This window comes from Burkholderia sp. Ac-20349, assembly GCF_017104865.1.
In the GTDB taxonomy this organism is placed as follows: Bacteria; Pseudomonadota; Gammaproteobacteria; order Burkholderiales; family Burkholderiaceae; genus Burkholderia; species Burkholderia aenigmatica.
The window spans coordinates 1-18,224 of record NZ_JAAGPM010000104.1; the positions used below are offsets into that span (position 1 = coordinate 1).

Consider the following 18,224-nt stretch of genomic DNA (forward strand, 5'->3'; position numbering starts at 1 on the left):
AGTCGGGCATTCTTATGGGTGTTCATCCGGCTGGGTTCCTGGAAGGTTGGGTGTTTGGCGACTTCCAGTCTCCCAGACTCAGTCCGGATGAACCATCGATACAACCTATTGAAGCTTCACAGCTAGCGCAGCCGGTCGGCAACCGCGCGCGCCACCATGCTCAACGCATCGCCGCGTTCGAGCGCCGCGCGCGGCCGTGTCGCTTCGCCGTGCGCGTCGAGCGCGCGCGGTGCGAAATCCGGCGACGACGAGAACTTCACGATCGTCAGCGCGTGCTTCGGATCGACGAGGATCGACTGGCCGAACCGCCCCGCCGCCGCAAACGAACCGTCGCCATCGTTCACCTGGTACCAGTAGTCGCGATACGCATAGCCGTCCTTGCCCGCGATCACGTTGCCCTTCGCGAACAGCGCCGCGTTGTGCGCGGGCTGCAGTGCCGCCCGAATCGTCGCGGCGGGCAGCGCGCCACGTGCACCGCCGAGCCCCGTGCGCACGCGCTCGGCAAAGCGCGCGGCATCGCGCAGCGTCGTGTAGAGCCCACCGCTCGCCATCGCCATCGCGTTGCGGTCGACGACGACGTACGCATCGTCTTCCGCGAAATCGCGCCACAGCCACCGCTCGACCAGCGCACTCCACGACTGCCCCGTCGCGCGCTGCATCGCCCACGCGACCGCTTCCGGCGAACCGTTCTGGTAGAACCACGTGCTGCCGGGCGCCACGTCCGGTACACGCTGCACGGTCAGCAGGAAGTCGGCGATGCTGGCCGGCGCGCCTTCACGGTGCGGCACCAGCCCGACCGCGCCGAACAGGCCGAGATCGGGTGGGACGCCCGGTGCGTACGCGGTCGGCACTTCCATGTCCAGGTTCTGCTGCAGCGTCGCGCTGCCGAACGGTGTGTCGGCGAGTTCCGGCACCGTGCGCGCAAGCGGCGCGCCCGCGTCGAGCATGCCGGATTCGATCATCTGCGCGGCCAGCAGGCCCGTCACCGATTTCGTCATCGACGCCCACGCGTGCGGCTGGTCGGGCCGGAAGCCGTCGAAGTAGCGCTCGTAGACGATCCGGCCGCGCTGCACGACGATGAAGCCGTCCGTATGCGTTGCGCGCAGGTACGCCTCGAGCGCCAGCGTCTCGCCGCCGATCGTCACGGGCAGCGTGTCGAGGCCGGAGGCCGGCTGCTCGGGCAGCGGCATCGGCATGGCCGCGTGCCGGATCCCGGCCGTCGGCGCGAGCAGCCGCGTATTGCCCAACGCCCAGCGCAGGCGCGCCGGCGTGAACGCGTTCGCCTTGTTGACGACCTGGTCGGCCGATGGCGGGAAGCCTTGCATCATGCCCGGTGTGACGGCGTCGGGTGCAGCGTGCGCGATCGTGGCGAGCGCGAGCCCGCCGGCCAGTACGAAGGTGTCGGCCAGCCGGCGAGTGCGCCGGGTCGCGGTAAAGCGTCGATGAATTCGCATCGAATCATGTCTCGTAGTGGAAAGAAAGTGCCTTTGTGCCCGGCGATCAAGGCTGCTGGCCATCGATGCGCAGCAGGTTCGATACCGACACGACCCCGTCGACGCGCCGCGCAACCGCCGCCGCGAGATTCACCTGGTTCGTATCGGTGACCGAGCCGCTGAGCGTCACGCTGCCGTCGCGCACCCGCACGAGGATGCGCGTGACGTTGAGGTTTTTCGTGCGCGCGAGCGCCGTGCTGACGCGGCGTTTCAGCTTGCGGTCGGCCGCCTTGTGTTGTGCCGGCGACAGGTCAGCGGAAGCAGCTACCTGCGCCGATGCCTGCACGGCCGCGTCCGCCGATGCCGGGATCGCCGCGCTCGCAACATCGGGTTGCGCGTGGGCGGCGACGGTCCAGCATGCCGCCGTCAGCAACGCTGCAGCCAGTCGGGATGAAGTACGCATGATCGAATCACACTCCTGAAAATTCGTTGAAAAAACTCAGAACTGCGTCATCAGTCCGATCGACACACCGGTCGTCGCGCTCGCACCGCGCCGCAGGTTCAGCGCCGCGATCGTCGCCGGATCGCGCATGTATGCGCCGGTCATCCCGTTGCGATCGACCTCGACATACAGCTCGGTGCGCTTCGACAGGAAGTACTCGGCGATCGCGTAGGTCGTCAGCTTGTGACCGTCCGCGCCCGACACGTTGCCGAGATTGCGCGCGCGGTCGTAGAACGCGGCCGCGCTCAGCTGCACCGACGGCAGCGGCTGCACGACGACACCGAACGACGGGATATCGTCGCGCCGCGACGGTGCGCCGGCCTTGTTCGCGCGCACGTTCAGCGACGCATAGCTCAGGTAGAAGCGCGCACGGCCGAGCTGCAGCGTGCCGCCCGCCTGGATCGTCTGCGCCGACTGCGAGCCGTCCGGGCTGTACGTCTTCGCATACGACACGCCACCCATCAGGTCCGAATACGTGTACATCGCGGCCGTCGAATAGCTGGTGCCCGCATGCGAGCTGCCCGCGACGCCGCCGGGCGAATAGTTCGCGCCGAACCGCAGGCCGCCTGCCTGCCCGAGATACTTGATCGTGTTGTTGAAGCGCGAGTCGAGCGTGAAGAAGTTGCCGTCGAACAGCACGCCCGGCTCGACCGCGAGCGATTGCCCACGCCCGCCGAGCGGATCGAGCGCAATGCCGAGGTCTTCCGCGACGTTGAACTGGCGGCCGAGCGTCAGGCGGCCGAAATCGCCGGCCAGGCCGACATACGCGGCCTGCGAAAACAGCGTGCCGGAGGTTTTCAGCGCACCGGTGCCGCTGTTGAACGCGCCGTCGAGCACGAACAGCGCCTTCAGCCCGCCTCCCAGATCCTCCTTGCCGCGAATCCCGAACTCGTTGCCCGCGATGATGTTGTTGTTGAACCCGACCTGGCTGCCGCCCGGCAGCCCGTTGACCCAGCGCACGCCGCCGCCGATCCGGCCGAACAGCGTCACGCTCGACTGCGCATGCGCACTCCCCCACAGCGCGGCGATCAGCGCCGCCGCGATCATCTTCTTCATGTCTCCTCCTGCCGCGTCGTCGCGCGGCGTATCGTGGTACTGCTTCCCGTCGAAAGGCGCCGCGGCCCGGCTGGCGGGCCGTACGCCGAATGCGATGCAACAGGTCCGGCGGCGCTAGCGGCCGCACGCGCCGACCGGCGGCACGGGGCGCGCCGTCTCGCCCGCGAGGCGCCGCAGCGAGCGCTGCGGATCGAGGCACCAGGCGCCGAGCACGCCGCAGGCGATCAGCACGACGCCGCACACGACGCTCGCCTGCTCGAAACCGCGCGCCACCGACGCTCCGCTCGCCTCGATCAGCATCCCGGTGACGACCGGTGCGCCGAGTCCCGCGAGCGACGCGAAGCCGTTGCTGAGCGCGAGCACGCCGCCGCGCTGCGCGTCCGGCGTCACCTCGGCGAGCATCGCCGGGCCGATCGAATACATCGTCAGCGTCAGGCCGCTGCCGAGGGTCAGCAGCACGAGCTTTGCCGCGCGCGGCACCTCCGGCACCGGCAGCATGGCGAGCATCACGCCGGCGATGGCGAGCGTGACGGCGATGAACGTGCCGCGTCCGTGACGCGACGGCATGCCGCGCGCGAGCAACGTCTGCGACAGCCATGCCAGTGCGAGACTGAGCGGCGTCGTGACCGCGACGAACAGCGCGAACATCCGCCCCGCCTCGTGCGGCCCGAAGCCGAGCCCGAGCTGCAGGTAGGTCGGCATCCACGTGAGCGTCATCGCGAGAATCCAGTTCGCCGCGAAATGGCCGAGGAAGTTGCCGAGCACCGTGCGATCGGTCAGCAGCCGCCCGTATGGCACGCGCTCGCCGCCCGCCGCCCGCGAGCTGCGCGACAGCGTGCCTTCCTCGCCGAACAGCGCCCACGCGACGCACCACACCGCGCCCAGCAGCGCCAGCACCGCGAAGTTCGCGCGCCAGCCCCAGTGCGACGTGACGACCGGAATCGCGAGCCCCGCGATCAGCAGGCCGAGCGCGCTGCCCTGGTGCAGCAGCGCGACCGGGAGATTGCGCCGCGTATCGGGAAACCATTTGTAGATCGCGTGCGTCGCGACCGGCGACGCGGGCCCTTCGCCGATGCCGAGCAGCACACGGCACGCGATGACGACCCAGATCGAACTCGCGGCGAGCATCGGCAGTTGCAGCAGCGCCCATGCGGCCGCCATCGCGAACAGCAGCCATTTCGCGGGCCAGCGGTTCGCGGCGATGCCGCCCGCGACCGCCGCGACCGCGAACAGCCAGTTGAGGCTGCCGCCGATCACGCCGAACTGCGTCGGGCTCAGATGCAGGTCGCGCATCATCGGCACCGACACGAGGCCGAGCACGACCTTGTCGAGAAAATTCACCAGCATCATCAGCGCGAGCATCGTCGCGATGGACCACGCCCGTCCGGGGCGGTACTGCGCACCATTCGTCATGGCTGTCTCCTGTCTATTTATCGTGGGCGGCCAGTGGCGTCGCGCTATCCGCCGCCGTGCTCGCCGGGCGCCGGTACACGGTCGTCGCCGTCCGGCAGGCCAAGCGAGAATTTCACCGGGAAGCGCACCGCGAGCGACCGGTCGGCGGCCACCTCGCGGGCGACGCCGCGGGCGCGCACGTGCGGATCGTCGAATACCGCGCCCGCGTCGGGCACGCGCGACACCGGCAACCCGAGTGCGCCGAGCACGCGCATCCAGTCGTCCTGCGTGCGCGTCGCGAAAGTCGCGCGCAACAGTGCGCCAAGCGCGTGCCGGTGCTGCTGCCGGCCCGCGCGCTGGGCGAAACGCGGTTCGCGCAGCGCCGGATACGCGTCGCCGAGCGCATCCGCGAACGCGGCCCAGAACTTGTCCTCGAGCGTCGCGAGCACGATGTGCCGGCCGTCGGCAGTCTCGAACAGGTCGTTGTCGGGCATCACCCAGCGTGCCGCGTCGCGCGTATCGCGGCCGGTGCGCAGCGCCCACGCGGCCGGTGCGGTCCACGCGAATATCGCGTCGTGGATCGACACGTCGAGATGCTGGCCGCGCCCGCTCGCGCGCGCGCTCATCACGGCGACCGCGAGCGCGAGCGCGGCGTGCAGCGCGGCGGCGTGATCGGCCAGCCGCACGCGCGGCCGCGCGACGGTATCGTGCAGTTGCGCGGGCACCGACCAGTAACCGGCGTCGGCAAGAAAGTTCAGGTCGTGGCCGGGACGGTTCGCATACGGGCCGTCCTGCCCGTAGCCGGTGATCGAGCACAGCACGATGCGCGGGTTCGTGTGCGCCAGCACGTCGTAGCCGAGCCCGAGCCGCGCCATCACGCCGGGCCGGTTGCCTTCGACCACCGCATCGGCATCGCGCACGAGATCGAGAAAGCGTGCGCGGCCGTCGGGCGTCTTCAGGTCGAGCACGATCGAGCGCTTGCCGCGATTGAACTGCGCAAACGTGTCGGCACCGAACTGCCGCAACGCGTCGCCGCCCGGCGGCTCGACCTTGATCACGTCGGCGCCGAGCTGGCGCAGCAACGCACACGCATGCGGGCCGGGCAGCAGTTGGCCGGCATCGACGATCCGCACGCCGCGCAGGCACGACCAGGCCGGCGCGTCACCATCGGCGGCGGGCCAGGCGTCGGCCGCGTCGTCGCGGGCCGTCATGCACCGGCTCCCGCGCCGGCCGGTTCGAGAATCGCCTTCGCGATCGTGTTGCGCTGGATCTCGCTGGTACCGGTCAGGATCCGGAACATCCGCAGCTTGCGGAACGTCTGCTCGACCGGATGGCCGCGCGTGACGCCGACGTTGCCGTGGATCTGCACGGCCTTGTCCGCGACCTCGAAGCAGCGCTCCGACACGTACAGCTTGCATGCGGCCGCCGTCATCCGCAGGTCGGCGCCTGAATCGGCGAGCGCGGCCGTATGCGCGATCATGCTTTCGCATGCCCACAACGCGGCGGCCATGTCGGCCAGCATGTGCTGGATCGCCTGGAACCGCGCGATCGGGCCGCCGAACTGCCGGCGCGTGCGCGCGTAATCGAGCGACGCCCGATACGCCGACATTGCGAGGCCGAGCATCGTCGGGCAATGCAGCAGCCGGTTCACGTTGATGCGCGACATGCCGAGCCGGAAGCCGTTGCCGGGCCCGCCGAACACGTTCTCGCGCGGCACGCGCACGTCGACGAAGCGGATGTCCGCGTCGATGTGCTGGCCGGACATCGGCACGTACTCGTGCTCGACGGTCACACCAGGCAGGTCGAGATCGACCAGCACGGCCGTGATCTGCGGCGGCGTCGCGGACGCATCGGTCACGCACATCACGATCGCGAAATCGGCGAACGGGGCGCCGCTGATGTAGTGCTTCGTGCCGTTGATCACGAGCGCATCGCCGTCCTCGACCGCCGTGGTGCGGATGCTCATCGCGTCCGAGCCCGAGTGTGGCTCGGTCAGTGCGAAGCACGTCGATTTCTCGCCGCGCATCACCGGCCTGAAATAGCGATCGAGCTGCGCGGGCGTCGCGTACTTCAGCATGTTGCCGACGCGCGGCGGCCCGCCGAGTTCGCCGAGCACGTGCGGCGCGAGCGCCGCGCCGCACGCGGCGAGGTCGGCCTTCAGCGCGCACACCTCGGCGATCGACAGCCCCTGCCCGCCGATCTCGACGGGCAGGCTCGCGGTATAGAAGCCGAGCGCGGCCGAGCGTTGCCAGACGCGGCGCAGCACGTCGCGCGGCCACACATCCTCGGAGTCGAGCTGCAGCTCGCGCTCGATCGGGCGCAGTTCGTCGTCGACGAAGCGCAGCACGGCCGCGCGCAGCGCGACGAATTCAGGGCGTTGCAGATGATCGAACATGACGGGCTCCTTCAGTTGACGCGGCGCGCGACACCGCGCCAGTACTGCTCGCGCACGAGCTTGCGGGCGATCTTGCCGTTCGCGTTCTTCGGCAGCTCGGCGACGAAATCGATGGAGCGCGGCAGCTTGTAGTCGGCGAGCTGCGCGCGGCAGTGTGCGACGAGATCGTTCGCCTGCGCATCGCGGCCGGCACGCAGCACGACCACCGCCTTCACGGCCTCGCCCCACTTGTCGTCGGGCACACCGACCACGCAGGCCTCGAGCACGCCTTCGTGCCGGTAGAGCGCCGCTTCGACTTCGGTCGGATACACGTTGAAGCCGCCCGAGATGATCATGTCGTGCTTGCGGTCGACCAGATAGATGAAGCCGTCGCGATCGGTGCGCGCGAGGTCGCCCGTGTGCAGCCACCCGTCGACCAGCACCTCGCGCGTCAGCTCCGGCGCGTTCCAGTAGCCCTGGAACACGTCCGCGCCGCGAATCACGATCTCGCCGATCGCGTCGCCTTCGACTTCGCGCCCGTCGGCATCGACCACACGCACCTCGGTTTCCCCGAGCGGCCGGCCGCACGACGCGAGACGCTCGCGGTCGTGCAGCAGCGCGTGCGCATGGTCGGCGATACCGAACCGCGTGACGCCCGATGTCGATTCGCTCGCGCCATAGCCTTGCGACAGCACGGGGCCGATGCGCGCCCACGCTTCCTCGATGCGCGCCGGCGCCATCGGCGCCGCGCCGTAGCCGAGCACCTTCAGGCTGCGCAGATCGGCCTGCGCGAGCTCGGGCGCGTTCAGCAGCATGTTGACCATCGCCGGCACCATGAACGTGTGCGTGATGCGCTGGCGCGCGACGTCGGCGAGGAAATGCGCGGGCTCGAACGCGTCGAACAGCACGAGCGTCGCGCCGCAGAACAGGTACGGCTGCATCAGCATCCCGGACGCATGCGTGATCGGGCCGATCAGCGCGAGCCGGTCGCCGGGCAGCGCGGGGCGGTCCATCCCCAGCACGATCTTGCGCAGCGACGCGAGCCGGTTGCCGTAGCTCTGCATCGCGGCCTTGATGCGCCCCGTCGAGCCGGACGAGAAATGCAGCACGGCAAGATCGTCCGGCGCCGGCAGGTAGTCGGGCGGTGTCTCGCCGCCCTTGGCAAGCAGCGTTTCGTAGTCGAGATAGCCGGACACCGCGCCGCCGATCGATACGAACCGCTCGACCGACGCGAAGCCCGGCGAATCGGGCGTGTAATCCGTGTAGCCGCGCCCGCCGATGAACGCGGCGGGCGCGCAGTTGCCGACGACGTCGGCGGCCTCGGCCGCCGTGAAGCGCGGATTCAGCGCGGCTTTCACGAGGCCGGCCTTGTACAGCGCGCATTCGATCTCGACGAGCTCGATGCAGTTGCGCGCCTGCACGGCGATGCGTGTGCCGGGCGCGAAGCCGAGGCCGCGCAGCGCATTCGCGAGCCGCGTCGAGCGCTCGTCGAGCTGTCGGTAGGTGACGGCGCGGTCGCGGTGGATCACGGCGGGCTGGCTGCCCCAGTAACGGGCCGCGCGCCGCAGGAAGTAGGCGAAGCTCAAAACGATTCTCCTGGTCGAACAGTGCCCCCAGTCTGTAAGATGCCCAGGCATCACCACAATGCATCACTGGATATAAAGTCATAACCGACAGGAATCCCCCGATGGACACGCGCGATCTGGAGTACCTGCTGGCCGTGGAGCGGCACGGCAGCATCGGCAAGGCCGCGGAGGCGCTGGGGCTGTCGCAGCCGGCGCTCACGAAAGCCGTGCAGCGGCTGGAAGCGCAAGTCGGCGTGACGCTGTTCGAGCGCACCGCGAACGGGATGACGCCGACGCCGGCCGGCGCACGCTTCGTCGCGCGCGCGCAGCGGATCGCGCTCGAGTTCGATGACGCGATGCAGGAGATGCGCGCGATTCGCGGCGGCGAACAGGGCGTGGTGCGGATCGGCTACTCGCCGACCGTGCCCAATGCGTTCGTGCTCGGTGCGTGCCGGCAGCTGATCCGCGAACGGCCGGCCGCGCGACTGCGGTTGCGCTGCCGGCTCGCGCGCGAACTGCTCGACCTGCTCGCGGCCGGCGAGCTCGATCTCGTCGTCGCGCCCGAACCGCAGCAGCAGGATGCCGGCCTCGAAACCATCACGCTGCTCGACGACCGGCTGACGGTGCTCGCCGACGCCGCGCACCCGCTGCAGCGCAAGCGCGGGCTCACGCTCGCCGATCTCGCCGATCAGGAATGGCTGCTGCCGGAAGCGACGATTCCCGTGCGGCACCGGATCGACGACGCGTTCCGCGCACGCGGCCTACCGGCGCCGCGCCTGCGCATCGAGACCGATTTCGGCAATACGTCGCTGCTGCAGCTGTTGCGCGGCACGCCGCTGCTGTGCGTCGGCGGCATGGATGCGCTCGACCAGATAACCGGATTGCGCGCGCTCGACCTGCGGGCCGGCGAGCTCGAACTCGACCGGCGCATCGGCGCCATGCACCGGGCGGGCGCGTACGTGCCGCCGCTGGCGCAGCGGATGATCGCGCTGCTGCGGGAAAGCGTGGAATAGGCGCGGGGAAGCGCCGCGACCATCATCAGCCGGAGTGATGACCCTCCCCTTTTTCTGCGGATTTGACCGGGGGCACGGTGCCGACAACACTAGCCCGCAGTGCTGCAAAGACGGCACGCGCCCGCCTCCCCTTCAGAGTCCGCCATGGTCCCGACCGACACCGTGCAATTCCCGAGCGCCGCCCGGCCGCTCGCCGACCGGCAGCTGCGCCGGATCGTCATCGCCTCCGTCGCCGGCAACGCGATGGAGTGGTACGACTTCTTCGTGTACGGCACGGCCGCGGCGCTCGTGTTCGGCCATGTGTTCTTTCCACCCGGCGCGTCGCCGCTCGCAGGCAGCCTCGCCGCGTTCGCGGCCTTCGCGCTCGGCTTCGTCGCGCGGCCGCTCGGCGGAATCGTGTTCGGCCACGTCGGCGATCGCTACGGGCGCAAGGCGTCGCTCGTGTGGACGCTGCTGATCATGGGCGCATCGACCTTCGCGATCGGCCTGCTGCCGACCTATGCGCAGGTCGGCGTGTGGGCGCCGGCCGCGCTCGTCGCGCTGCGCCTGCTGCAAGGGATCGCGTCCGGTGGCGAATGGGGCGGCGGCGTGCTGATGATCAGCGAAAACGCACCGCCGGAACAGCGCGGCTACTACGCCGCGTGGAGCCAGCTCGGCGTGGGCGGCGGCTTCGTGCTGTCGTCGGCCGCGTTTCTCGCCGCGCAGGCGCTGCCCGACGACGCGTTCCGCACGTGGGGCTGGCGGCTGCCGTTCCTCGCGAGCATCGTCATCTTCGCGATCGGCATCTATATCCGCCGCCATCTGCCGGAAAGCCGCGACTTCGAGCAGGCCGGCAAGAGCGGCGCGCACACGCATCTGCCGATCGTCGAATGCGTCCGCCGCCACCCGAAGGAAATCCTGCTCGCGATGGGGCTGCGCGTGGCCGAGAACGGCGGCGCGTACATCTTCCTCGCGTTCTCGCTCGTCTACGGCAAGTACGTCGGCATTCCGAACGGCGTGATGCTGACCGGCGTGATGATTGCGATGATCGTCGAGATGGGGGCAATGCTCGCATGGGGCCGGCTGTCCGACCGGATCGGCCGCAAGCCCGTGTACCTGATCGGCGCGCTGAGCCTCGTCGCGTGCGCGTTCCCGTTCTTCTGGCTGCTCGACACACGCGTGACGCCGCTCGTGTGGCTCGCGCTCACGGTCGGCACGGCGGTGAGCCACGGCGCGATGATCGGCACGCTGCCCGCGCTCGTCGGCGAACTGTTCAGCACCGAGGTGCGTTACTCGGGCGTCGCGCTCGGGCATGAAGTCGCATCGATCTTCGCGGGCGGGATGTCGCCGCTGATCGCGACGGCGCTGCTCGCGCACTATCACGCGTCGTGGCCCGTGTCGCTGTTCCTCATCGCGCTCGGCCTCGTGACCGTCGCGACGCTGTGCGTGATGCGCGAGACGCGTACCGCCCCGGCCGCCGACGCGCGCGGCGAGGCGGCATGAGCGCGCGGCCGGCGCCAACCGTCATGCCCGCGTCTTCGCCGACGGGCGAGCGACCCGCCGGTTCACGGTGCCACGTGCGCGCTTTCGTGGCACCGCAAGCTCACGCGTCTGCGACGTCCGGACTACGCGTCCGGGTTGCGCCGCGCGCCGTCGAACACCGGTGCCAACCCGAGATGATCGAGCAGCCGCGCGAATTCGCCGAGCCGCTGCCGCATGTACGCGGGCACATCCACGTTCGCATAGTCGTGGAAGCCGGTCCCCGTGCGCACGCCGTCGCGCCCGGTTTCCATGTTGCGTACGACGCTCGCGGCCGGTGCGAAGCGCGGGCCGATCTCGCCGGCCAGATACTTCGACGCGTAGTACAGGATGTCGCAACCGCCCCAGTCGATGAATTCGAGCAGCCCGAGCACCGCGAAACGCGGGCCGAAGCCGGTGCGGATGGCCGTGTCGATGTCCTCCGCGCTCGCGACGCCTTCCTCGACCATCCGCGCTGCCTCGTTCATCGCGAGCGCCTGGATGCGCGGCACGATGTAGCCGGGCGCCGGCCCGCAGATCACCGGTTTCTTGCCGACGCGTTCGAGCAGCGCGGCAAGCGCGTCGACCACCGACTGGCCGGTCGCATCGCTGCGGCTGATCTCGACGAGCGGCATCAGCAGCGCGGGATTCAGCCAGTGCGCGTTCAGCATCCGCTCCGGATGCGCGACATGGCGCTGCAATTCGGTGACGACGAACGTCGACGTGGTCGACGCAATCGTTGCGCGCGCATCGACATGCTCGCCGAGCCAGCGCAGCGCGTCGGCCTTCGCGTCGAGCACTTCGGGCAGCGCCTCGAACACGACGTCTGCATCGCGCACGGCCTCCGCCGCACCTTCCCGCGCGACGAGCGCGATGCGCGCGACGATCGCGTCGGCCTGCGCGGCATCGATACGGCCGAGCGCGACCTGCGCGTGCAGCGGCCTGGCGATCTCGTCGCGCGTGCGATCGTCGAACGCGCTTTGGCCAGCCGCATCGCGCCGCTTGAAGTCGATCAGCGTCACGTCGAGGCCCGCGAACGCGAACACGAGCGCGATCCCCTGCCCCATGCGCCCTGCGCCGAGCACATGCACGCGCGTCACTTCGGCGGCCGCGCTCATGCCGCGCCTCCGGCGACTCCCTTGTCGAGCAGCGTGCGCATCGCATCCTTCGACAGCGCTGCGATCCCGAGCCGTTCCAGCGTGCGCCCTTCCGCATACAGGTCGCGCACCGCGACCGCGCTCGCGATGCTCAACAGCCCCTGCGCAACCGGCGTCGGCACCCCGGCCCAGCGCCCGCACGACACGATGAACGACAGCCCGAGCCGGGTGTCCTCGAGCATGTAACGATGGGTGCGCAGATCGATCTTCTCGCGCCAGTCGCCGCTATCGGTCAGCTTGCCGTGCGCGCCGCGCCCGTACATCCATTCGTCGCCTTCGGTCGCGTAGTGATCCGCGAGCGGGAAATGCGGCGCGCGGTAGCCGAGCGCTTCGCGCACCGCGATGCGTTCGGCGTCGAGCGCGTTCGTCACGCGACGGATCGACGGCTGCGTACCTTCGTTGTGGATGTCCCATGCGTCGAAGTGTTCGAGCGGCCCGGCATTCATCAGGATCAGCGGCGGATGGATCACGGGCCCCGCGTTCATCAACGCGCCGGACAACGCATCCTCGACCGGCTCGACCGACGGATAGCCCGCGCGCAGCACGTCGAATGCCCAACCGGCGGCATTCGCCGGAAACACGCCGGTCGGCAAGCGCGTCGCGTAGGCACTGATCACGACGTCGTTGTCGCCATGCTTGCGCACCAGGTACGGCAACGTGCCCGTCTCGGCGAATGCGACGCGCGAACGGTTGCCGGCGTCGGCCGCCGCCTGCGCGAACACGAAGCTGCCGAACGTGCCGGGCGGCAGGAACACGACCTGGCCGTCCTCCAGCAACGGCGCGACCTGCGCGGCGAGCGCGTCGTGCGACGTGGCAGGCAGCGGCACCACGACGAGTTGCGCGCCGCGCAGTGCGGCCGCGAGATCGCCGGTCAGGCGGATCGCACCCGGCGCATCGCCGAGCGGCACCGTGCGCTTGCCGCGATAGTCGGTCACGTTCAGCACGCCGAGTTCGCGCAGCCGCGCATGCGGCTCGCGGTCGCGCCGCCACCACGTCACGTCATGGCCCTTCTCGAGCAGGTCGATGGCCGCCGCATGGCAGCCGTGGCCGCCGCCCAGAACACATACCTTCATCGTCTTCTCCCGGTGATTGAGTGTTGTCGAGACTACGCGGCGGCTTTCGCCGCGTCGCTTCAAAACGCGCAACGGCAGGCCCGTTCGCGCAACGCAATCGCGGCGACGCGCCTGCCGCCAAGCCCCTGCATCCGCTACGAGGTCCGTGAATGGATATCGCCCTGTCCCGCCATGCGCCGAACCGGCTCGGCACGCTGCAGGCCCCCGACGAAGTCGAACGCGCGGTCGCGCACCGGCTCGGACCGCACCGGATGGCCGCACGCGGCCGCGATCCGTTTCAGGCGGAGCTGTACGAGGTGCCGCTGCATCACGGCGCGCTGCTCGAACTCTGCTACGGCCGCGAAACGCGCATCGATTTCGGCGGCGATGCCGATCACTTCCTGTTCCGGCTGACGCTCGCCGGTGCATGCGAGCTGCAGGCCGGCAGCGTCGTCGCGCGCGCCGGCCCCGGCGAGCTGACCGTGTCGTCGCCCGCACTCGCGAGCCGCCTGAGCACGAGCCCCGATTGCCGCAACCTCGTGCTGCGGCTCGAACGCGGCGCGCTCGAACGCAAGCTGCAGGACATGCTGCAGGCCACGCTCACGCGGCCGCTGCAGTTCGATCTCGCGGCCGGCGGTGCCGGCGCGGGCGCCGCGCTGCTGCTGCCGACCTTCGAATACCTGTGCCGGCTCGGTGCGCAGCCGGGCATCGGCACGGCCGCGACGACCTTCGGCGCCGACCTCACCGCATGGCTGATGTCGCTGCTGCTCACGCACCTGCCGCATTCGTACAGCGATGCGCTCGCGCGCGGCACGCCGCCCTTGCCGGCCCACGTGCGCCGCGCGTGCGATCACGTCGATGCGCACCTCGGCGAACCGCTCGCACTCGCCGCGCTCGCGGCGGTTGCGGGCGTCGCGCCACGCACGCTGCAGCACGCGTTTCGTGCGTTCCTGCACACCACGCCGGCCGCCTACGTGCGCGAACGCCGACTCGCCGCCGTGCACACGGCGCTGCAACGCGGCGACGCGCGCAGCGTGACCGACGTGCTGATCGCGCACGGTATCCATGGCTTCGGCCATTTCGCGAAGGCGTATGCGCGGCGTTACGGCCACGCGCCTTCCGTCACCGCGAGGCAACCCCGATGACTCACTCCGCAACCGGCCGCCCGGCGGCCCCGGCCCGCGCCGAATCCGCGCCGCACGACGGCGACCCGTCCGAACTGCGCGTGCAGGATCTCGATCTCAATTTGCTGAAGACGTTTCGTGCGGTCTACGAGGAGCGGCACGTCGGCCGCGCGGCGCTGCGGCTCGGCGTCACGCAGCCGTCCGTCAGCTATGCGCTCGGCCGGCTGCGGCTGATGTTCCGCGACGCGCTGTTCGTGCGCACCGGCACCGGCGTCGAGCCGACGCCGCGCGCGCAGCGGCTCGCGCTGTCGGTCGACAAGGCGCTCGCGATCCTGCAGGACGTGCTCGACGAAGGCTCGCGCTTCACGCCCGACAGCACGCAGCGCGTGTTCCGCCTGCACATGAGCGATTTCGCGGCGAGCGCATTCCTGCCGACGCTGCTCGCCGAATTCGCCCGTCGCGCGCCGGGCGCGGTGATCGAGACGCTGCACGTCGACGAATGCCAGCTCAACGTCGCGCTCGAATCGGGGCGCATCGACTTCGCGCTCGGGCATTTCGCCGACGCGTCGAGCCATTTCCAGCGCGCCGCGCTGCTGCACGAGCGCTGCGTGCTGCTGATGCCGCGCCGCACCGCGCAGCGCGTCGCGTTGCCCGACGACTACGTGCTCGATGGCGAGGCGCCCGACGCGCTGCGCTTCGTCGCGGTCACGTCGCATCCGCAATCGATGCAGCTGCTGGAGCGGCACGGGCTGATGCCGCGCGTGCGCGCGGCGCTACCCGATTTCATGGTGGTGCCCGCGTTGCTGCAGGACGGCGACTACGCGCTGATCCTGCCGGAGACGATCGCGATCACGTTCGCGGCGCGGCAGCCGTGCACGCTGTACGAGATCGCCGGCGCGAGCGAATGGGCGGTCAACGCGTACTGGCACCGGCGCTTCGACGCCGACCCCGGCCATCGCTGGCTGCGCGCGCTGCTGCTCGAACTGTTCAACATCGGCGAGCTGGCGCCGTTCGACGCATGGCTTGCGCCGCAGCCGCCCGCCTGCGCATAACGACGCGAACGCCGCGAACGCCGCGAACGCCGCGAGCGGCGCACGCAGCGCGAGCGGGCACCGGCGCGGGCCGGTCAGAACGCCGTGAGGATGCCCGCGACGATCGAGCTGGCGGTCGCGCCCGGCTTCGCGACCGCGACGCCGCCACCGGCCGCGCCGTTGACGACGAAGCGCGCATGCGCGCCGTTGCGCACCATCGCGGCGCCCGTGTACAGCACCGTGCGCTTCGACAACGGATAGTCGAATCGGATGCCATACGAATCGGCGTTGCCGTCGCTGTCCGCGACCTTGCGGTAATGGCCGACGCTCAGCAGCAGCGACGCACGCCCGATCGGCACCGTCGCGCTCAGCTCCATGATGTCGCTGTGCGGATACGCGCTCTGGCTGTCGATCGCGGTCGCGACGTCGGGGCCGCCGCGATGGCGCATGTACAGCGCGGCCACCTTCACGACGCTGAAATCGTACGAAATCGCGCCCAGCGTGTAGTTGCCGTTCGCGGCCGGACTCGAGTCGCCGAGCGCGGACGCGGCCACCGGGCTGAACTTCTGCTGCATGTAGTCGACGTCGACCGACAGGCCGCCGCGCACGTAGTTGAGCCCCGCGCCGTAGGTATCGCCGAGCGTCGCCGGCTGTCCGGCCGCGCCGTTGGTGCCGCGCGCGGCCATCGCGCGCAGCATGAAGCCCGCGTAGCGCGGCGACGTATAGCGCATCGAGTTGCGCACGCGCAGGAACGCGGGCCCGACGAAGTTGTTGGTCGCGTTGCCCCACGCGAGCCCCGCGCCAAGGCCCGGCAGGCTGTACGTGACGAGCGTCGTGTGCAGGATCGTGTAGAGCTCGCCGAACTGCACGCCGCCGAACGGCCCCGTGATGCCGACCCACGCCTCGCGGCCGAACAGTGCGCTGCTGTTCGACAGCGCACCGCTGCCCGCATTGAAACCGTCTTCCAGCTTGAAGATCGTCGCGTAGCCGCCGCCGAGATCCTCGACGCCCCTCAGCCCCCACTGCGATGCCCACAGGTTGCCGCTGCCCATGCGCGTCACGTGGTTCGGCCCGGCGTTTGCGTATTCGATCGCGGTGTCGACGCGGCCGTAGAGCGTCACGCTCGATTGTGCGAAAGCGGGCAGCGCCGCGCAGGCAAGCAGCGCGGCAAGCGGTACGGCAAGCCGGTCGGCCCGCCCGTTCGGTTGGTTCATCGTCGTCGTCCCGTAGAGTTTCCGGCGCCTGTCTGCCTTGCGCCGCATGGTGTGAAGCGCGTTCGCCGCGAAGGGCCAACGCTGCCGATCAAAACCGGGCCGAGTCTAGGAACGACAATTTCGGACGTCGACGCAATGCGCTCTATAACGCTTATAGATGCGCCGCATGATGCGTGCGTGCCCCGCCGCAAGCGCGCTGCGCGGCGGCCGGCGCGCGCGACCCTGGTGTTTTCTTTATCCGGGTCGGTAAATGCCCATGTGGCGCGGCTGTCACTCCGGCTATGGCGGCTGAAATTGGCCGACTACGCTGCGTCTCCGACACGTGCCCCCCCGCACGCTTTCGCGCCGCGACGGCGCCCTTGCCGCCAAGGCCGCTGCCGCGCGTTTCCACCGCCCGCTCCTGGAGAATCCGCATGTCCGCATCCACGGCCCGCGCTGCCGACGGCAAGCGCTATACGTACGAATGGTATGTCGTCGTCATCTGCATGCTCGCGTACATCTTTTCGTTCGTCGACCGCCAGGTCCTCGTGCTGATGATCGAGCCGATCAAGCGCGACCTGCACCTGTCCGATACGCAGTTCAGCCTGCTGAACGGTTTCGCGTTCTCGCTGTTCTATGCGGTGATGGGGCTGCCCGTCGCGTATCTCGCCGATCGCTACGCGCGCCCGCGAATCATCTCGCTCGGCATCGCGCTGTGGAGCGTCGCGACCGCCGCGTGCGGGCTCAGCCAGCATTTCGTGCAGATGTTCATCGCACGGATGGGCGTCGGCGTCGGCGAGGCCGCGCTGTCGCCCGGCGCGTATTCGATGCTCGCCGACTACTTCCCGAAGGAGAAGCTCGGGCGCGCGATCGCCGTGTATTCGCTCGGCTCGTTCATCGGCGGCGGCATCGCGTTCCTGATCGGCGGCTACGTGATCGCGCTGCTCAAGCATGCGAGCGCATTCACGCTGCCGGTGGTCGGGCAGGTGCATGCGTGGCAGGTCACGTTCCTGATCGTCGGGCTGCCCGGGCTGCTGGTCGCCCTGCTGTTCGCCGCGACCGTGCGCGACCCGCAGCGCAAGGGGCTCGCGCAGGATCGCTCGGGCGCCGTGCGGCGCGTGTCGATGCGCGATTCGCTGCGCTTCGTCGGCACGCATCGCGCGACCTTCACGTGCCACTACCTCGGCTTCTCGTTCTACGCGATGACGCTGTACTGCCTGCTGAGCTGGACGCCCGCGTTCTATATCCGCCACTTCGGGATGACGGCCGTCGAAGCCGGCTACACGCTCGGCATCGTGCTGCTGGTGGCGAACACCGCCGGCGTGTTCTGCGGCGGCTGGCTCAACGACTGGCTGCTGCGGCGCGGCCGCCACGATGCACCGATGCGTGCCGGCGCGATCGGCGCCGCGTGCATGGTGATTCCCGCGACGCTGTTCACGCAGCTCGACTCGCTGCCCGCATCGCTTGCGATGCTCGTCGTCGCGATGTTCTTCGCGTCGTTCCCGATGCCGACGTCGACCGCCGCGATGCAGACGCTCGCGCCGAACCAGATGCGCGCGCAGATCTCCGCGCTGTTCCTGCTCGTGTCGAACCTGATCGCGCTCGGGATCGGCACGACCGTCGTCGCGCTGTTCACCGATCGCGTGTTCGGCGCGCCGGCGGCGGTCGGCCATTCGATGTCGATCGTCAACGTCGCGGCGGCCACGCTCGCCGCACTGCTGCTCGCCGCAGGGTGCCGGCACTATCGCCGCAGCCTCGATCGCGAACGTGGCCATGCGTCGGCAGCGGCGCCGCAGGCGGCCGAAGCGGGCAATCCGATCGCCGCGCGCTGAACG

At 69.8% G+C, this 18,224-nt stretch carries 15 protein-coding genes; 5 read left to right on the forward strand and 10 right to left on the reverse strand.

Features of this window, described 5'->3' with window-relative positions:
- Positions 1 to 122: 122 nt before the first annotated feature.
- The 7 genes from G3N61_RS27575 to G3N61_RS27605 all read right to left on the reverse strand — a co-directional run bounded on the left by G3N61_RS27575 (position 123) and on the right by G3N61_RS27605 (position 8,343).
- Complete coding sequence (locus G3N61_RS27575; protein ID WP_089453598.1) at positions 123 to 1,454, reverse strand: serine hydrolase domain-containing protein; 1,332 nt, start codon at positions 1,452 to 1,454, stop codon at positions 123 to 125.
- A gap of 46 nt (positions 1,455 to 1,500) precedes the next feature.
- On the reverse strand, positions 1,501 to 1,896 hold the full coding sequence (locus tag G3N61_RS27580; RefSeq protein ID WP_205824054.1) for a BON domain-containing protein: 396 nt from the start codon (positions 1,894 to 1,896) through the stop codon (positions 1,501 to 1,503).
- 36 nt (positions 1,897 to 1,932) lie between these two features.
- Positions 1,933 to 2,991: a porin gene (locus G3N61_RS27585; RefSeq protein ID WP_205824055.1), complete on the reverse strand. Its 1,059-nt coding sequence runs from the start codon at positions 2,989 to 2,991 to the stop codon at positions 1,933 to 1,935.
- Positions 2,992 to 3,105: 114 nt separating this feature from the next.
- Positions 3,106 to 4,404, reverse strand: a complete 1,299-nt coding sequence (locus G3N61_RS27590) for an MFS transporter (RefSeq protein WP_205824056.1) — start codon at positions 4,402 to 4,404, stop codon at positions 3,106 to 3,108.
- A gap of 44 nt (positions 4,405 to 4,448) precedes the next feature.
- Positions 4,449 to 5,594 carry a CoA transferase gene (locus G3N61_RS27595; RefSeq protein WP_205824057.1) on the reverse strand — a complete coding sequence of 382 codons (1,146 nt, stop codon included), beginning with the start codon at positions 5,592 to 5,594 and terminating at the stop codon, positions 4,449 to 4,451.
- On the reverse strand, positions 5,591 to 6,778 hold the full coding sequence (locus G3N61_RS27600) for an acyl-CoA dehydrogenase family protein (RefSeq protein ID WP_205824058.1): 1,188 nt from the start codon (positions 6,776 to 6,778) through the stop codon (positions 5,591 to 5,593). The genes G3N61_RS27595 and G3N61_RS27600 overlap by 4 nt, the downstream gene beginning before the upstream one ends.
- 11 nt (positions 6,779 to 6,789) lie before the next feature.
- On the reverse strand, positions 6,790 to 8,343 hold the full coding sequence (locus G3N61_RS27605; RefSeq protein ID WP_205824059.1) for an AMP-binding protein: 1,554 nt from the start codon (positions 8,341 to 8,343) through the stop codon (positions 6,790 to 6,792).
- Between the two features lie 101 nt (positions 8,344 to 8,444).
- On the opposite strand from G3N61_RS27605, the gene G3N61_RS27610 reads away from it, so the two are divergent.
- Both G3N61_RS27610 and G3N61_RS27615 read left to right on the forward strand, forming a co-directional pair.
- On the forward strand, positions 8,445 to 9,335 hold the full coding sequence (locus G3N61_RS27610) for a LysR family transcriptional regulator (RefSeq protein ID WP_089453604.1): 891 nt from the start codon (positions 8,445 to 8,447) through the stop codon (positions 9,333 to 9,335).
- Between the two features lie 144 nt (positions 9,336 to 9,479).
- Positions 9,480 to 10,817, forward strand: a complete 1,338-nt coding sequence (locus G3N61_RS27615; RefSeq protein ID WP_205824060.1) for an MFS transporter — start codon at positions 9,480 to 9,482, stop codon at positions 10,815 to 10,817.
- 122 nt (positions 10,818 to 10,939) lie between these two features.
- Here the strand turns inward: G3N61_RS27615 and G3N61_RS27620 are convergent, their stop codons facing one another.
- Positions 10,940 to 11,950, reverse strand: coding sequence for a 3-hydroxybutyryl-CoA dehydrogenase (locus G3N61_RS27620; RefSeq protein WP_205824061.1), 1,011 nt, complete (start codon positions 11,948 to 11,950; stop codon positions 10,940 to 10,942).
- The gene (locus G3N61_RS27625; RefSeq protein WP_205824062.1) at positions 11,947 to 13,062 is read right to left on the reverse strand and encodes an NAD/NADP-dependent octopine/nopaline dehydrogenase family protein; all 1,116 of its coding nucleotides are present in this window, start codon (positions 13,060 to 13,062) and stop codon (positions 11,947 to 11,949) included. The genes G3N61_RS27620 and G3N61_RS27625 overlap by 4 nt, the downstream gene beginning before the upstream one ends.
- A 149-nt stretch (positions 13,063 to 13,211) precedes the next feature.
- On the opposite strand from G3N61_RS27625, the gene G3N61_RS27630 reads away from it, so the two are divergent.
- Both G3N61_RS27630 and G3N61_RS27635 read left to right on the forward strand, forming a co-directional pair.
- Positions 13,212 to 14,186, forward strand: coding sequence for an AraC family transcriptional regulator (locus G3N61_RS27630; RefSeq protein WP_205824063.1), 975 nt, complete (start codon positions 13,212 to 13,214; stop codon positions 14,184 to 14,186).
- On the forward strand, positions 14,183 to 15,217 hold the full coding sequence (locus tag G3N61_RS27635; RefSeq protein WP_205824064.1) for a LysR family transcriptional regulator: 1,035 nt from the start codon (positions 14,183 to 14,185) through the stop codon (positions 15,215 to 15,217). The genes G3N61_RS27630 and G3N61_RS27635 overlap by 4 nt, the downstream gene beginning before the upstream one ends.
- A 74-nt stretch (positions 15,218 to 15,291) precedes the next feature.
- Here the strand turns inward: G3N61_RS27635 and G3N61_RS27640 are convergent, their stop codons facing one another.
- Positions 15,292 to 16,410, reverse strand: coding sequence for a porin (locus G3N61_RS27640; protein WP_205824065.1), 1,119 nt, complete (start codon positions 16,408 to 16,410; stop codon positions 15,292 to 15,294).
- Positions 16,411 to 16,823: 413 nt separating this feature from the next.
- Between G3N61_RS27640 and G3N61_RS27645 the strand changes: the two genes are divergently transcribed.
- Positions 16,824 to 18,221 carry an MFS transporter gene (locus G3N61_RS27645; RefSeq protein ID WP_043178259.1) on the forward strand — a complete coding sequence of 466 codons (1,398 nt, stop codon included), beginning with the start codon at positions 16,824 to 16,826 and terminating at the stop codon, positions 18,219 to 18,221.
- Positions 18,222 to 18,224 lie beyond the last annotated feature (3 nt).

Excerpts from the sequence above, each read along its gene's own strand:
- G3N61_RS27645 (WP_043178259.1), top strand. The coding sequence starts at position 16,824 with ATGTCCGCATCCACGGCCCGCGCTGCCGACGGCAAGCGCTATACGTAC.
- G3N61_RS27610 (WP_089453604.1), top strand. The coding sequence starts at position 8,445 with ATGGACACGCGCGATCTGGAGTACCTGCTGGCCGTGGAGCGGCACGGC.
- G3N61_RS27640 (WP_205824065.1), bottom strand. The coding sequence starts at position 16,410 with ATGAACCAACCGAACGGGCGGGCCGACCGGCTTGCCGTACCGCTTGCC.
- G3N61_RS27635 (WP_205824064.1), top strand. The coding sequence starts at position 14,183 with ATGACTCACTCCGCAACCGGCCGCCCGGCGGCCCCGGCCCGCGCCGAA.
- G3N61_RS27620 (WP_205824061.1), bottom strand. The coding sequence starts at position 11,950 with ATGAGCGCGGCCGCCGAAGTGACGCGCGTGCATGTGCTCGGCGCAGGG.
- G3N61_RS27595 (WP_205824057.1), bottom strand. The coding sequence starts at position 5,594 with ATGACGGCCCGCGACGACGCGGCCGACGCCTGGCCCGCCGCCGATGGT.
- G3N61_RS27580 (WP_205824054.1), bottom strand. The coding sequence starts at position 1,896 with ATGCGTACTTCATCCCGACTGGCTGCAGCGTTGCTGACGGCGGCATGC.
- G3N61_RS27615 (WP_205824060.1), top strand. The coding sequence starts at position 9,480 with ATGGTCCCGACCGACACCGTGCAATTCCCGAGCGCCGCCCGGCCGCTC.
- G3N61_RS27575 (WP_089453598.1), bottom strand. The coding sequence starts at position 1,454 with ATGCGAATTCATCGACGCTTTACCGCGACCCGGCGCACTCGCCGGCTG.
- G3N61_RS27600 (WP_205824058.1), bottom strand. The coding sequence starts at position 6,778 with ATGTTCGATCATCTGCAACGCCCTGAATTCGTCGCGCTGCGCGCGGCC.
- G3N61_RS27625 (WP_205824062.1), bottom strand. The coding sequence starts at position 13,062 with ATGAAGGTATGTGTTCTGGGCGGCGGCCACGGCTGCCATGCGGCGGCC.
- G3N61_RS27630 (WP_205824063.1), top strand. The coding sequence starts at position 13,212 with ATGGATATCGCCCTGTCCCGCCATGCGCCGAACCGGCTCGGCACGCTG.
- G3N61_RS27590 (WP_205824056.1), bottom strand. The coding sequence starts at position 4,404 with ATGACGAATGGTGCGCAGTACCGCCCCGGACGGGCGTGGTCCATCGCG.
- G3N61_RS27585 (WP_205824055.1), bottom strand. The coding sequence starts at position 2,991 with ATGAAGAAGATGATCGCGGCGGCGCTGATCGCCGCGCTGTGGGGGAGT.